Annotated in this window: 7 protein-coding genes and 3 pseudogenes; 3 read left to right on the top strand and 7 right to left on the bottom strand. The window is 48.7% G+C overall.

The features are described 5' to 3' along the window. Nucleotides 1–13: 13 nt before the first annotated feature. Nucleotides 14–646, bottom strand: coding sequence for a helix-turn-helix domain-containing protein (locus ATN88_RS01170; RefSeq protein WP_067410174.1), 633 nt, complete (start codon nt 644–646; stop codon nt 14–16). A gap of 592 nt (nt 647–1,238) precedes the next feature. Between ATN88_RS01170 and ATN88_RS01165 the strand changes: the two are divergent. The 3 genes and pseudogenes from ATN88_RS01165 to gcvP all read left to right on the top strand — a co-directional run bounded on the left by ATN88_RS01165 (nt 1,239) and on the right by gcvP (nt 5,990). Continuing rightward, a pseudogene (locus ATN88_RS01165) lies at nt 1,239–2,637 on the top strand (L-serine ammonia-lyase). A 95-nt stretch (nt 2,638–2,732) separates the two neighbouring features. After that, a complete protein-coding gene (gene gcvH / locus ATN88_RS01160) occupies nt 2,733–3,110 on the top strand; it encodes a glycine cleavage system protein GcvH (protein ID WP_067410169.1) in 378 nt (125 codons plus the stop codon). Nucleotides 3,111–3,125: 15 nt separating this feature from the next. After that, nucleotides 3,126–5,990 (top strand): aminomethyl-transferring glycine dehydrogenase, encoded by a 2,865-nt coding sequence (gene gcvP, locus ATN88_RS01155; RefSeq protein ID WP_067410164.1) that lies wholly within the window; start codon nt 3,126–3,128, stop codon nt 5,988–5,990. Nucleotides 5,991–6,047: 57 nt separating this feature from the next. Here the strand turns inward: gcvP and ATN88_RS01150 are convergent, their stop codons facing one another. From ATN88_RS01150 to ATN88_RS01125, 6 genes and pseudogenes are all read right to left on the bottom strand, one after another. Beyond that, nucleotides 6,048–7,196 carry a sulfotransferase domain-containing protein gene (locus ATN88_RS01150; protein ID WP_067410161.1) on the bottom strand — a complete coding sequence of 383 codons (1,149 nt, stop codon included), beginning with the start codon at nt 7,194–7,196 and terminating at the stop codon, nt 6,048–6,050. 416 nt (nt 7,197–7,612) lie between these two features. Beyond that, complete coding sequence (locus ATN88_RS01145) at nt 7,613–8,719, bottom strand: chemotaxis protein (protein WP_067410158.1); 1,107 nt, start codon at nt 8,717–8,719, stop codon at nt 7,613–7,615. A gap of 210 nt (nt 8,720–8,929) precedes the next feature. Then, nucleotides 8,930–9,466, bottom strand: coding sequence for an RNA polymerase sigma factor SigZ (gene sigZ / locus ATN88_RS01140; protein ID WP_067410154.1), 537 nt, complete (start codon nt 9,464–9,466; stop codon nt 8,930–8,932). A gap of 64 nt (nt 9,467–9,530) precedes the next feature. Continuing rightward, nucleotides 9,531–10,990, bottom strand: a pseudogene (locus tag ATN88_RS01135) (glutathione synthase). 25 nt (nt 10,991–11,015) lie between these two features. After that, nucleotides 11,016–12,827: an ABC transporter ATP-binding protein gene (locus ATN88_RS01130; protein ID WP_067410151.1), complete on the bottom strand. Its 1,812-nt coding sequence runs from the start codon at nt 12,825–12,827 to the stop codon at nt 11,016–11,018. Further along, a pseudogene (locus ATN88_RS01125) lies at nt 12,820–14,606 on the bottom strand (ABC transporter ATP-binding protein). Before ATN88_RS01125 ends, ATN88_RS01130 begins: the two are co-directional and overlap by 8 nt. Nucleotides 14,607–14,614: the final 8 nt, after the last annotated feature.

The following is a 14,614-nucleotide window of genomic DNA, read 5'->3' as shown; positions in this document are numbered from 1 at the left end:
GTAATCGTGTATTTTAGGATGCCGTCACCCACAAAATGAGGGCATCATCGTCGCTTGTCGAGGTGAGCATATGCCCCATTGCAGCGTCATAATAAACACTGTCTCCCTCGCCAAGCTCAATCACTTCATAAAATTCGGAATAGAATGCAATGCTGCCTTCAAGCACGAGCAGGAATTCCTCACCATCATGGCGGATCCACTCATCGTATTCTTCAAATGAACGCGCTCTAACACGAGACTTAAAAGGGAACATCTTTTTGTTGGTCAATTGCGTTGCCAACAACTCATGTTCATAGGTGCCTGTCGGCCGTGCTTTCCCTTCGCCAACTCGCGTGATGTCACGTCGCCCGGTCGCTTTTCTTTGTTTTGGTGGCGCAAAGAGTTGGGGAATGTCGATTTTCAACCCGACAGCAAGCTTTTGCATCGCCTGAAACGTTGGCGAGATCTGCTCATTTTCAATCTTGGATAAGGTTGAGCGCGCCAATCCTGTAAGTTTACTTGCCTCTTCCAAGGTTAATCCGCTGTTGGTTCTGATCTCTTTAAGGCGCTCTCCTAGCTTCAACGGCGCAATAGGCGCGTCAGCTTGGATACTTGCTCTTTCAACAGTGATTGATGGATACACATCCTGTGCATCTGAGTCTGACATAGTTCCTTCTCACTCTGTCTTGTTGGCACACTACTTATAGGCTGCGCAACTGCCGCTGGCGATACATTGAGCGACATTCTTACACGAAGAATGCGTCATGGGATAAGCGCAAGTTAACATTTTTAACAGAAAGTTTCCTATAAGAAACTTAGCACAACTTTTCACCGCACCTAATGCCCCACCCAGCCTGCTCAAAATTCAACCTCAACGCATTCAAGAAGCACGCGTTTTTTGCACCATAAAATGAAAAACAAATATTTTCTTATATAACAATAAGTAAACTGTTACATGAAAAATCCGCAATTGAAATGAAAGCCCAAAGATAGTAAAAAGCAAACGTTTGCGCAAAGACTTTGTTTCACGACCTTCACAATGTCATCCTATTTTTGGAAATGACGACTCGATCACATCAGGAGTTTCCTATAGGAAATTTTCTTTTGCAGGTCGCAAATTCGTTTTGTATGTTACGCAAATGTTGACCCAGAAATTCTCAAAGAGCCAATACTTCAAAGAACAGGCCAGAGAGGTCGACCAGTACCATTTCAGTCTTTAGTGACTGGGGTGAGTAACCCACAAAACGAGGAGACGTGCGATGAGCCATAGCATGTTTGACCTTTTTAAGATTGGCGTAGGCCCATCTAGCTCACATACCGTGGGTCCGATGGTTGCCAGTGCCCGCTTTGCTGCAGAATTACGTGAAACTGCGTTGCTTCACCAAGTGGAGAGCGCAACATGCGAACTTACGGTTCGTTAGCGTTAACCGGAAAAGGCCATGCGACAGACGTTGCGTGTGTGATGGGATTGATGGGCGAATGGCCCGATAGTATCAACCCCGACGACATACCGACTATGTGTGACATGGTGAAAGGGAGTAAAGAGTTGCCATTAGATGGTCATCGCTTCATTCCCTTTGATTGGGACAAAGACGTCGTTTTCCATTTCGATAAAGTGTTACCCGAGCACCCGAATGGCATGACTCTAACAGCGTTTGATAATGACGAAAAACCACTGCTCAGTCGCACATATTTCTCTGTAGGTGGTGGATTTGTGGTGGAAAAAGGTGAAACCGATGCGCTGGCCTCGGATTTTACACCCCCCTTCCCGTTTAATAGTGCAGCGGAGCTTCTTGAACACTGCAAAAACGAGAATAAGTCCATCGCAGAATTGATGTTTGTTAATGAGTTAGCGAGAGCTAAACACAATGACAAACAAGCGACAAAGAAAAGTGTCGATGAACATGTTGATGCAATATGGCATGTCATGAAAGCGTGCATTGAACGAGGCATTGAGCAAGACGGCGTGCTGCCCGGCGGTTTAGAACTCAAACGTCGTGCAAAGAAACTGCACGATTGCATCAAGAAGAAAGACTTGGATGGTTTGCCTGTCGACTCGAATGACTGGGTCAACATGTTCGCCATGGCCGTTAATGAGGAAAATGCTGCAGGTGGCCGTGTGGTCACTGCACCAACCAATGGTGCTGCAGGCGTTATTCCCGCAGTGCTGGCGTATTACGACAAGTTTGTCGCGCCAGATAACGCAAACGGTATTCGAATCTTTCTGGCGACCGCTGCGGCAATTGGTTCGCTGTATAAAACCAATGCATCGATTTCTGCCGCAGAAGTCGGCTGCCAAGCGAAATTGGCGTGGCATGTTCAATGGCCGCCGCGGGACTCGCAGCCGCCATGGGCGCGACACCTGCACAAATTGAAAACGCGGCAGAAATCGGCATGGAGCACAACTTAGGACTGACATGTGACCCGATAAACGGTCTCGTCCAAGTGCCTTGCATTGAGCGAAATACGATGGGTGCAGTGAAAGCCATCAATGCCACCCGTCTCGCCTTAAATGGCGACGGAGAGCACCATGTATCGCTCGATACCGTGATTAAAACCATGCACGAGACAGGTCTCGACATGATGAGCAAGTACAAGGAAACATCGCAAGGCGGCTTGGCGACCAATGCCATTCCTATCAATGTGGTGGCTTGCTAACAAGGACACAAACTTGACGCAAAAGCGTTACGTTTTCTGATTCATCCTGCCGCATGGCGGGGACAAATTGATACGTTTCACACGGAGAAGTAAAAATGGATGCAAGCTTGAAGTTCACTGAAAGCCACGAGTGGGTAAAAGACAACGGCGACGGTACTGTCACTGTAGGTATTTCAGACCACGCGCAATCACTGCTGGGCGACGTTGTGTTCGTTGACCTACCAGAAGTTGGCAGCGACGTAGAAATCGGCGAAGGGTTCTCACTCGTAGAATCTGTTAAAGCGGCATCTGACATCTACGGCCCGGTAAACGGTGAAGTGGTAGAAGTGAATGAAAACCTCGAAGAAAGCCCAGAACTGGTGAACGAAGAACCGTTCGAGGGTGGCTGGATTGCGAAAATCAAACTAGCAGATGACAGCAATCTGGATCACTTGATGAGTGCTGACGCGTACCAAGAAACTATCGAAGACTAATTCAGGAAGAAGGTCATGACAGAATCACGCTTACTGGATCAACTGCTACCCGACAACGAGTTTGTCACGCGCCATAACGGCCCGAGAGAAGCCGAACAACAGGCGATGCTAGATGCAATCAAGGCCACCAGCCTTGAGCACCTGATTGAGGAAACCGTACCAGCGGCCATCCGCTTGCCGGAGCCAATGAAACTGGACGCTGCCCAAAGTGAAGTCGGCATGCTGGCGACGCTGAAAGCGATGGCGAGCAAAAACGTTATCAAGCGCAGCTTCATTGGTCAGGGCTACTATGGCACGCATACGCCTCACCCTATTCTTCGAAACGTTTTAGAAAATCCGGGCTGGTATACGGCGTACACGCCTTACCAACCTGAAATCTCACAAGGTCGTCTTGAGTCTCTGTTGAACTTCCAACAGATGGTGATGGATTTGACCGGCATGGAGCTTGCGAATGCATCGTTGCTTGATGAAGCAACAGCAGCCGCAGAAGCAATGACGCTGTGTAAGCGTGGCGGTAAGAGCAAGAGCAACACCTTCTTCGTTGCGGACGACGTTCATCCACAAACGCTGGATGTCATCAACACCCGCGCTAAGTTCATGGGCTTCGAGGTTATCACAGGGCCTGCAGACAGCCTGCCATCGGAAGATGTATTCGGTGCGCTGTTGCAATACCCTGGCACCACTGGCCAAGTTCGTGACCTGTCTGATCTCATCGCAGCAGCTCAAGCGAACAAAACGCTGGTCACTGTCGCCGCCGACCTGCTGTCTCTCACGCTGCTGAAGTCACCGGGGGAAATGGGTGCTGATGTTGTTATTGGTTCGGCACAACGTTTCGGTGTTCCAATGGGCTACGGTGGTCCTCATGCTGCTTTCATGGCAACCCGTGACAAACTGAAGCGCACCATGCCAGGCCGTGTTATCGGTGTGTCAGTTGATGCGAAAGGCCATCAAGCACTTCGCATGGCAATGCAAACGCGTGAACAGCACATCCGCCGTGAAAAAGCGACATCTAACATCTGTACCGCCCAGGCATTGTTGGCAAACATGGCCGCCTTCTATGCGGTTTACCATGGTCCTGAAGGTCTCAAGAAAATTGGACGTCGAGTACATCACCTCACTGCACTGGCTGCCGCAGCGTTTAACCACGCTGGCATTACGCTCGCATTCCATGACTTTTTTGACACTATCACGCTGAACACTGGTGATCAGACAGACGCGCTACTGAAAAAAGCCGACGATGCAGGGTTCAACCTTCGCAAACTCGACGGTCAGCTTGGCGTGAGCTTTGATGAAACCACCACCTTGGCAGAAGTAAACGCACTTGTTGCTGCGTTGACTGGCGAATCAGACGTTAGCCAGTTTGCTTCATCTGTTGAAGCGGATGAATATGCCGCTATCCCAGAGTCATGCCGCCGCACCTCTGAGTACCTGACACATCCGGTTTTCAACACGCACCAGAGCGAAACACAGCTGATGCGTTACATGAAAAAGCTGGAAAACAAAGACTTCTCGCTGACGCACGGCATGATCCCGCTGGGTAGCTGTACCATGAAGCTGAATGCCGCTGCAGAAATGATCCCAGTGACTTGGCCGGAATTCGGTGCACTGCACCCGTTCGTGCCAGCCGAGCAAGCGCAAGGCTATACCGAACTTGCGGACTCACTAAGCAAAATGCTGTGTGAGATCACTGGCTATGATGCGATGTCACTCCAGCCAAACTCTGGTGCGCAAGGCGAATACGCTGGTCTGATTGCAATTCAACGCTACCACGAGAGCCGTGGCGACAGTCACCGTAACGTCTGTCTGATCCCAAGCTCTGCGCACGGAACTAACCCTGCGTCTGCTGCCATGGTTTCAATGAAAGTCGTGGTGGTTGGCTGTGATGAAAACGGCAACATTGATGTCAATGACCTCAAAGCCAAGATCGAGAAACACAGAAACGACTTGTCTTGCATCATGATCACCTACCCGTCGACCCACGGTGTTTATGAAGAAGCAGTTCAAGAAGTGTGTGAACTCGTCCATGAAGCTGGCGGTCAGGTATACCTTGACGGCGCGAACATGAACGCGCAAGTCGGTTTGACTAGCCCAGGTTTTATTGGCTCAGACGTGTCTCACTTGAACCTGCATAAGACCTTCTGTATTCCGCACGGCGGTGGTGGTCCAGGTATGGGTCCGATTGGTGTGAAATCGCACCTTGCACCATTCCTTCCGGGGCACGTAGTTGAAGGTTCAAATTACGCAGTGTCTGCAGCGCAGATCGGCAGTGCATCTATCTTGCCAATTTCATGGGCATACATTGCCATGATGGGCGAGCAAGGACTGACAGAAGCAACCAAGGTGGCGATTCTGAGCGCGAACTACGTCATGGAGCGTCTGCGTCCTTACTACCCAGTGCTGTACCGTGGTACGCACGGACGTATTGCGCACGAGTGCATCATCGATATCCGTCCAATCAAAGAAGCGTCTGGCATTTCTGAAGAAGACATCGCCAAGCGTTTGATGGACTTTGGCTTCCACGCACCAACCATGTCTTTCCCTGTTGCCGGCACGCTGATGATTGAGCCGACAGAGAGTGAAGACTTGGCAGAGCTGGATCGCTTCTGTGACGCGATGATTGCCATTCGCGAAGAGATCGCGAAAGTGCAAGACGGTGAATGGCCGCTGGAAAATAATCCACTGGTTAAAGCCCCTCACACCCAAGCAGATTTGATGTTTGTAGAGTGGGATCGTCCTTACAGCCGCGAGCAAGCTTGCTTCCCTAGCGTTCAAGCGAAAGAAGCCAAGTACTGGCCAACGGTTAACCGTGTCGACAACGTTTACGGTGACCGTAACCTCGTATGTTCTTGCCCAAGCATCGAGAACTACATGGAAGATTAATCCGCTTCCTGCTGTAAAAAAGCGAGCCCATTGGCTCGCTTTTTCTTTTTTCTGTACCTAAACCGCTGGCTGCGGTTGACTGTCTACCTTGTCTAATTTCGGCGTTGAGCGTTCAACATCGGGATAATAGAAATGCAGCGGATAGCTACTTTGCGCCAGATAATCGCAGACGAAATTGTTGATGGTCTCGCGGTCATGTTCTTTTGAATCCTGATGTCGGTCGTCTTTACCGCCATTAAGGAAACGGGTTGATGATGACACCGTGTTGACCGTTGGTTGGATCATCTCAAAGTACTCTTCCCTTTCTTGCATGTAGCTGAAATCGGATTTCAAAATCACCTTCTCCAACTCTTCATCACTGAGATGAACATCCAAAAAGACCGCGATATCTCTTATCACTTTTGCAGGGTTATTCTTTAGCTCTTCAAAATGTATAAAAGTGACGTTGTCATGTTTCTGCGCCCAATTCCACCAGCCATCCACATGATGAGGCCAACTCGTCCAGAAAAAGTCATCGCTACAATACCAATTTAAAAAGTGCTCTGGCGGCGGTGCAAATGGCCCTGCAACTGTCCCAATGAAGTCTTTGACTGATGCATAGCAACTCACTGGATGCCGCGTGACATAGATGTATTTCGTTTTCTCATTGAAAGGACAGAGTGATGCCGGGAAATGGGTTTTTAGCAGACGTTTTTGGCTTTCACCCAGTTTAGGCGATTGCGCCAATGGCACTCCAATATGCTGACTGCACTCCAACCACGCACTCGCCGCATTCAAATGACCATACCCTGAATCAGTTAAGTCCCCTTCACCTTTATGCAAGATCTCAAAGACGATTTGTTGCATCCACGTTGTTCCGCATCGCATCTGAGTGGCGACAATAATGTCGTCTTCTGTTGGCCGATACTCATGGCCAACCTTAAATGAGGCATCACTAGAAATATTCATCGGGCCTGTGACACCCTGATAATTGGTCTTAGGCATCTTGTCTGGGTTATTTGCAAAGCATGCCAGAAATCGAATAAACGGCATGATAAATGGCGCATTGCTTATTATTTTCTTTCTTATCTCTCGTCGCTCTTTCAACGACTTTCCAAAATACGCATTCCCTGCCGTATTCTCGGTATGCCACCGTCTAAAACGCCCAAGATAGAGCACATAAGACACGATTACGATTAGACCAATAACGAATGTTAACTTCAGCATTTCGTCCTACCTTTCAAACCAGCCAAAACCTGACAAGTCGCCCCGAATCAAAGAGCCACTACCTTTCTTGTTTATGTTTGGAAGTGATATATCGGCGCTTGAAAGTGCACAATATATTAGACATAAAATGAGAGCCACTCTTACGACATTAACAACACCGACTCGCTATTTTCAAAGAGACTGTTAAGCCTATCCCAGCGAGCTTTCTAAAGTCGATTTTCCGTTGTTTTTCGAAAGCGATGTGAAAGCATTTTTAGACATTTCAGGAGGTAACGAGATGTTAATATCAAGAGGCGTTTCAGGTGGGAATCGTTATATTTCTAAGCAGTTTGAAAAAAGAAAATGCCAGAGCGACTTGTCGACTCTGGCATACAACTTTAGGTATTTGACTAAGTATCTCTCAAGCCAGAACTACCCTACTTCGCTGAGCGGCGTCCTAACATGTATCCAAGACCCAGCGGCGCAAAGAAAATAACAACAATAAACAGAACGAAATAGAGAATCAGGCTGCGGATCATCTCAATAAGGTTGTTCATGACAACGTCAACAATCTCTTTGGAGAGTGTATTTACATCCTCTACTAGAGCCTCTCGTTCCGAGGTAATAATGCTCGCGACTTCAACGCGTTCACGCGCAATCATCTGCTCTAACAGCATTCGCTCAGTGCTGAGCGTCAGCAAATGATCAGCGGTTTTTTGGTCAATGTTATCGACCAGAGGTTGTAACTTAACCGCCATTTCCTCGGCGAGGTGTCGCATGTACTCTGGGTTGTTCCTGATAAAGTCATTCATCGAATCTGAAACAACTTTAAAGCTATCAACCGCTTGATTGACTTGGTCAATGCTATTCATGCTGTTGAGTGCCAGCAACTGAGCTTTCCACGTCATGATTTTAGGCGTCTGCTCAGAAAACAGGCTCATCTTGTCAGACATATCGCCGATCGCTTCTGGCATTGTGCCCAACGTTGTCACCGCGTCTTGCTCGTTCCCACCATTGCTCTCAACCCACAAACGATATGCCGGCGTTCGATTGAAACTAAGATCCCTAAATGGATATTGCTCCGCATGCTTCTGAACAAACGCTTTTGCCTTAGGGTAGTTGCTCGCACTCAAGATAGATTGTGCGACCCTGTCCATTTCATTTGCTAAGTGTTTAGACACATCCTTTGCTTCAGAGCCTACAAACAGCTCCTTACCCTCGCCCACGGAGAAAAAATCATCCAATTGATAGGAAAAGACCCAGACGTCAATTAGCCCAGCCATTGGTGACACTTGATAAGCGGCCGATTGCATCCTCTCAATGGCGTTTATTTTCCAGAGCAATACATTGCTCTGATTGACCTGATCCCGCGGTTCATAATACTGATGCATTTTGTCCGCAGCCTGTTCCACTTGCGAAAAGAACTGCTGTGCATATTCGCGGGTCATAACGCGAGCATTTAGCTCCTGTTTGGTTAAAGGAACAGTTTGGCTCTCAATTTGTATTTCAAGCATGGAACAGCCGGACAGCATAGTCGCAGCCATAAATAGGATGATGGATAGACGCTTCAATGTAAGAACTCACAAAAATCGCACCTCACTGGGTGCGTACAACGTATTGTAAATTATGAATGTTTATCTCTTCGATTCGCACACGACGGGAGAGTCAGAGGGAAATGCGACAACAAAGAGTGACAACCTTTGTAGACGGCTGATTTTACTGCTTTTATATCAGTCAGGTCGATGATTAAGTATTCAACAACCGCAATCTTTGCGTTCTTCGTAGTCAATGACGCTGCCGTTTTTATCGAGCTTCAACTCACAACACTCATTGAACAACGAATTAATCTTGGTGCGGCTTTTTTGCAGGCGAGACTTCAATGTTGAGTAATTGATGCCGTGTTTTTCGGCATACTCTTTTTGGGACTGACCGTGAAGTTCAATGGCAGTGAGCATTTCGGCATCGTCTTGTGGCAGAGCTTGGATAAACGGCAAAAGACATTCTGATAACTCTTCACGTACGTCATCTTTTTCGCTTTCAAACCACAGGTCGTCTTGAGTGAGGTTTTTGCCCTTTCCCTTCTGACGGTAGAAATCAATGATGGCGTTGTTTGCCACTTGGAAAAGCCAAGATTTCACCTTGGTGTTATCTCGTACTTCTTCTAGATGCAGGTAGGTTTTTAAAACGATGTCTTGCAGCAAGTCGTCCACATCATCAGGATTGGACACTTTGGCATGCAAAAAAGCTTTTACGCTGGACTGGTATTCGCCCCAAACGGTTTCTATTGTCATCGTCTTTCTCAAAAGTAAAAGCCGCGAAAACCGCGGCTTTTGTTGTTTCAACCTTGGCAGTATATCAGTCGATAAGCGTAATGGAATCCAATATTCCTTTACCGCTATGAATACCACCTTCGTTTTCTTTGGCTGGTTTGCTTCGAACAAGGTAGCTGCATAGCCGCCCAAATCCGTCACTGGTTTGCCGTTAAAGAAGGCAGTAAACAGACCAATCTCGCTCACCAAGTCGTCAACTTGTGTCTGTTCACCATTGCGTACCGCTACCGTCGGACGCTCACGCTCATGTGGATACAAACGCTGCATCAGTGCCCATGCATCATAGTCTTCAGGTTTTAGTGATTGCAGTTTGCCCGAGATATCTTCGCCAAACACACAATGGCCACCGCCCTCACCTTGGTTTTTCAGTACCCAATCTTGTTTTACTGCGTCTGTTTCAAACCACTCAATACGTTCGAGAGAGATTGGCAGCATATCCGCCAGCACACTATTAACTAACACGGCTTCGTCATTAGTCAGCCCCCATTGCGTCAATGCTTGTGTTTCCATCATGGTCAGCAGCATTTGCATGGTTTTGCTGGTTGCCAATTGCTGACTCACAGTCGCATTCACCGCCACATTGTGCTGTTCGATGAATACACGGATCTGGCTCAACGTCGCACAGCAGTTTGGCTCCATTAGCTCTGGCGCAAAGTAGTCAGAGAACTGGTAGCCCGCACGCAGATACACCACATCCAATGCGCCCACATTCTCCAGCATCAGGCGTTGGTTATCACCTGACGAAAGCTGAGTAGACAGCTGATGGAAGGTGCGACGCACGGTACGAATGCCACGCGCTTGCAATGCGACTTCCAGCAAATGTTGGTCGTAGACATTGTCTTCGTTCTTTTGCACCACCATCAGGAAGGTCGGCTTCCCTTCCTCACCAAATTCGTCACGGACTTTTTGACCCGACGTTGCAATCGCGTTAGCCAGCTGCTCTAGGCATTGGTTATCCGCAGGTACGGCCGTAGGCGACTCAATCCACTGCTGATACGTTTTTGGCCATTGGCGGCGCATAAAATCATGCAGCTGATTAGCACGTTGACCGAACGGTCCCATACCCGCGGCGATGCCGTTAAACTCGATCACTTTCGCGCCTTGCTGGCGATCATCCATGTAGTCTGTGCGCATTAATAGCAAAGGCTGACGAACCGACGCTTTTGGTGCCTCTTCAGTGCCATGAATTTGCTCATGCATCCAAAGCAGGCGACCAAAGAAGGGATCGGCTTTTGACATATTGCTGAGAGACGCGCGCAGGAATGCATGATCTTCCGAAACGGCACTGATCAGTTTGGTCAGGATTGGTGTCACTTTCAGCAGGTGCTCGTACACGCGTCGTTTCATCGTCATCGGCGCAATGCTAAATGGACAATGACGCGCAGTACCGTCAGGATTTTTAATTGCCACACCGTGCATGATTGCCCACTGCAAAGCTTCGTCGGTAACTTGGGTATCAATCAGTGGTGTATTCACATTTTTCATCGTACTACCTTACTCGCTAAATGCTTCAAGCGGTCGCCAGACCAAGGTGAGCATTTTCAGATTCATGTTCTTCTTTTTCTTTCTGAGCTAAATACAGCTCTCGGTACTCGCCAGCTTGAGACACCAGCTCATCATGTGTACCGCGTTGAACAATCTTCCCTTTGCTCATAACCAGTATTTGGTCGGCATTTCTAACCGTTGATAGACGGTGCGCGACGGCAATTACGGTGCGTCCATGTTGGATATTCGATAATGCGTGTTTTACGGCTTCTTCCGTTTCACTATCAATATTAGCGGTTGCCTCATCTAACAGGTAAATTTCTGGGCCGTGGGCAAGCACGCGAGCCAGCGCAATCAGTTGCTTTTCGCCAACTGACAGAGAATTGCCACCATGACCAGGTTGATGATCATAACCCTCTGGCAGTCGTTCGATAAAACCAGACGCATTGACCGCGTTGGCAGCCAACATCGCCGCATTGGTTTCATTGCTCACTCCCGATAAGTCGATGTTTTCCTTGATTGAGCCAGAAAACATATACGGGTCTTGGGAAACAAGGCCAATGAGCTGTCGAACCTGGGCATCAGGCAAGGCATCAATAGACTCACCGCCAATCAAGACATCCCCTTTGTGGTGCTGATAAAAACGCATCAACAGGTTCACGACTGAGCTTTTACCACTGCCGCTGTGACCAACGATGGCCGTAAACTGGCCGCTTTTGGCAACAAAACTCACATCATCCAGCGCGTTTACACCCTCTTCATAGGCCATGTGTACGTTGCGAAACTCAATATCCTTACTCTTCGCCAGTTGTACAGACGCTTTGCTTTCGTCGTGGGTATGATCGGTTGGTTCATCCAGCAACTCGAAAACGCGAGCGGAAGACACCAACGCTACCTGCATTTTACGCAGCTCCATAGACAATTGGCGGAACGGTTCGAAGAAGCGTTCGATGTAGTTTAGAAACGCATACAGCGTACCAATCTCAACCACGCTCTGAAGCGATGCTGTGCCGAACCAAGCCACAATCGCCAATGCTGCCAAGGCTCCCACTAAGCGGGTAAATGGCAACAACATCAGGCTGTCGATAGCAATTGAACGCGTGCGGAATCCGAACCATGCATCGTTGTCTTGCTTGAATTTCTCGCGGAATGTTCTCTCTTGGCTAAACGCCTGCACCAAAGACATGCCCTGAAGCGATTCACTGATGCGGTTATTGATATGACTGACTTGCACGCGAATACCATCAAGCACTGGCGTTGAAAGTTTGCGATACCAATGCATTGTCATCAGCAACACAGGGATCAACACCAAACTCAGTACCATCAAACGCCAATCCAGCAATGCGATAGCAATGAAGATACCCGTGATACGCAAACTGCCTTGAATGATGGTAGGCAAAGTCGAGACAAACAGGTCGCGAAGTGACTCCGTATCATTCGTTACATAAGACACCATTCGCCCTGTGGCGGTGCGGTCAAACGCGGCGATAGGCAATTTCAGCACATGGTTAAACAGTTCTTTGCGAACGTCATTCACCACCAGCAACGCACTATGGCGAAACGATACGGCCTGCAAATACTGGAATCCGCACTGCACCATATAGAGGGCAAGCACTGCGCCACTCAGCATCAACAAGTGGTCCCAATTGAACGTCTGCGGCACAATCACATCATCAATGATGATTTTAGCTAGCCACGGAATCGCCATTTCCGCCGAGACCGCAACGGTCAGGAATGCAAATGCCACAGCAAAACGCATTTTATGTGGACGCGTGTAACGCAGTAGGCGTTTTAACGCGGAAGATTGCCCAGAGCGTTTGAATAAACCGTTAGACATGAGCCACCTCCACATCATCTTGGCGTGATACCTGATTGATAGTGTCTAAGGGTTGATGAGCTTGTCTGTCATACACTTTCGCATACCAACCGTCTTCGCCATCAGCTGATGGGTTCCACGCTCTGCGACTTTGCCTTGCTCTAACACCAAGATATCGTCGGCATAGCGAAGGTTTGGCAGACGCTGCGTAACCAGCAGCATGGCCTTATGACCAAAGTGCGTTTTCAGGTTCTGTCTGACCAGCGCTTCCGTTTTCATGTCCAAGGCACTGAACGGGTCATCCAACAGCAATATGTCTGCATTGGTTAACAAGGCGCGAGCCAACGCGACACGCTGCTTTTGACCACCTGACAGATTTGCGCCGCTTTCGGTCAGTTCGCTATTAAAGCCTTCTTTCATTGCGTCGATTTCAGCTTTAATACCGGCAACTTCCGCCACGAACTCAATCTCTTTTACTGTCGCGTCCGGTTTGCCCAACGCAATGTTGTCTGCAATAGAGCCAGAAAAGAGCATCGGTTTTTGTGGCACCCACGCCATCTTGCTGCGGAGCGAATCAAAGGTCAGCAACGCAGTGCTTTCCCCACCCAGCGTAATGCTTGACTCACTGTCACTCAGACTGAACTGGCGCAGAATCAAACTGATGATTGAACTTTTACCGCCACCCGTTGGCCCGGTAATGCCGATAAACCCACCTTGCTTGAGCGTGAATTGAATAGCTTCCAGCGCATTGGTTGCAGAAGACGGGTAGGCAAACTTACCGATGTTCACATCCAAGTCTGAGGGCGCATCTGCCGGTAGTGTTTTCGTTCCTTCCACAACATCAGGTTGTTGAGCAAAGACCTTTTCCAGTCGCTTCCAAGACGTATTGCCACGTTGGAACACATTGAACTGCCAACCAAATTGCAGGAACGGCCCCAACAACTGCGCAAGATACAAGGTAAAACTCGTGAACAGACCTACCGTAAGCGCACCTGTGTTGATCAGGTAAGCACCATAAACCAGCGTGATCACAAACGATGAACCGTAAATCAGCTGAATGGTTGGGCCAAACAAGGAGTCCACTTTCGCTACTTCAATATTGGCGTCCAGGGTTTCATCAAGCTTTTCTTCAAAGCGATGTTGTTGACGCGTATTGATACCGTGAGAGCGCACGGCACGAATCCCTGCGACTGTTTCACGCACTTCTTCATTAAGGTTTGAGAACGCGCCTTGAGCACGACCAAATCGCTTTTGCATGCCCGCGCCATAGCGACGCGTCACCAGTACCAACAGTGGAAATGGCAGCAAGACAACCGCTGTTAGTTGACCGCTGACCAAGAAAATCATACCGAAGATAACGGTAAAGCCAGCGATCAAAGAATCCACCAGCGTCATTACGCCATCACCCGCCGCTTGCTCAACAGCGTTCAAGTCATTGGTGGCATGAGCCATCAAATCGCCTGTGCTGTGCTTGTGGTAAAACGACGGAGACAAACGCGTTAGGTGCGCGAACAGGTCTGTGCGCACAGCACGTGAAATCTCGATGGCCGCACCGTAAAGCTGGCTATTCCACACAAAACGAAGGCCATACATCGCCACGGCAGCCGCCACAATGCCCGCCAAATGCACGCCAAGGAAGCGCGGCGTTAATGTGCTTGAACTGATGGCATCAACAATGCGACCAATTAACCAAGGCGGTGCCAGATTGAGTAGCGCAACGACTTGCAGTGCTACAAAAGCAACAAGATAGCGGCGGGTACACAAGCGCATGTACCCCCGCATTTTCCAAATTAGTTCCATGAAGTGTT

The sequence above is a fragment of the Enterovibrio coralii genome (assembly GCF_001559595.1).
In the GTDB taxonomy this organism is placed as follows: domain Bacteria; phylum Pseudomonadota; class Gammaproteobacteria; order Enterobacterales; family Vibrionaceae; genus Enterovibrio; species Enterovibrio coralii.
Note: the sequence above shows the minus strand (reverse complement) of the source record. Positions and strands in the feature narration are given on the sequence as shown.

Excerpts from the sequence above, each read along its gene's own strand:
- gcvP (WP_067410164.1), top strand. The coding sequence starts at position 3,126 with ATGACAGAATCACGCTTACTGGATCAACTGCTACCCGACAACGAGTTT.
- ATN88_RS01130 (WP_067410151.1), bottom strand. The coding sequence starts at position 12,827 with ATGTCTAACGGTTTATTCAAACGCTCTGGGCAATCTTCCGCGTTAAAA.
- ATN88_RS01150 (WP_067410161.1), bottom strand. The coding sequence starts at position 7,196 with ATGCTGAAGTTAACATTCGTTATTGGTCTAATCGTAATCGTGTCTTAT.
- ATN88_RS01170 (WP_067410174.1), bottom strand. The coding sequence starts at position 646 with ATGTCAGACTCAGATGCACAGGATGTGTATCCATCAATCACTGTTGAA.
- sigZ (WP_067410154.1), bottom strand. The coding sequence starts at position 9,466 with ATGACAATAGAAACCGTTTGGGGCGAATACCAGTCCAGCGTAAAAGCT.
- ATN88_RS01145 (WP_067410158.1), bottom strand. The coding sequence starts at position 8,719 with ATGGCTGCGACTATGCTGTCCGGCTGTTCCATGCTTGAAATACAAATT.
- gcvH (WP_067410169.1), top strand. The coding sequence starts at position 2,733 with ATGGATGCAAGCTTGAAGTTCACTGAAAGCCACGAGTGGGTAAAAGAC.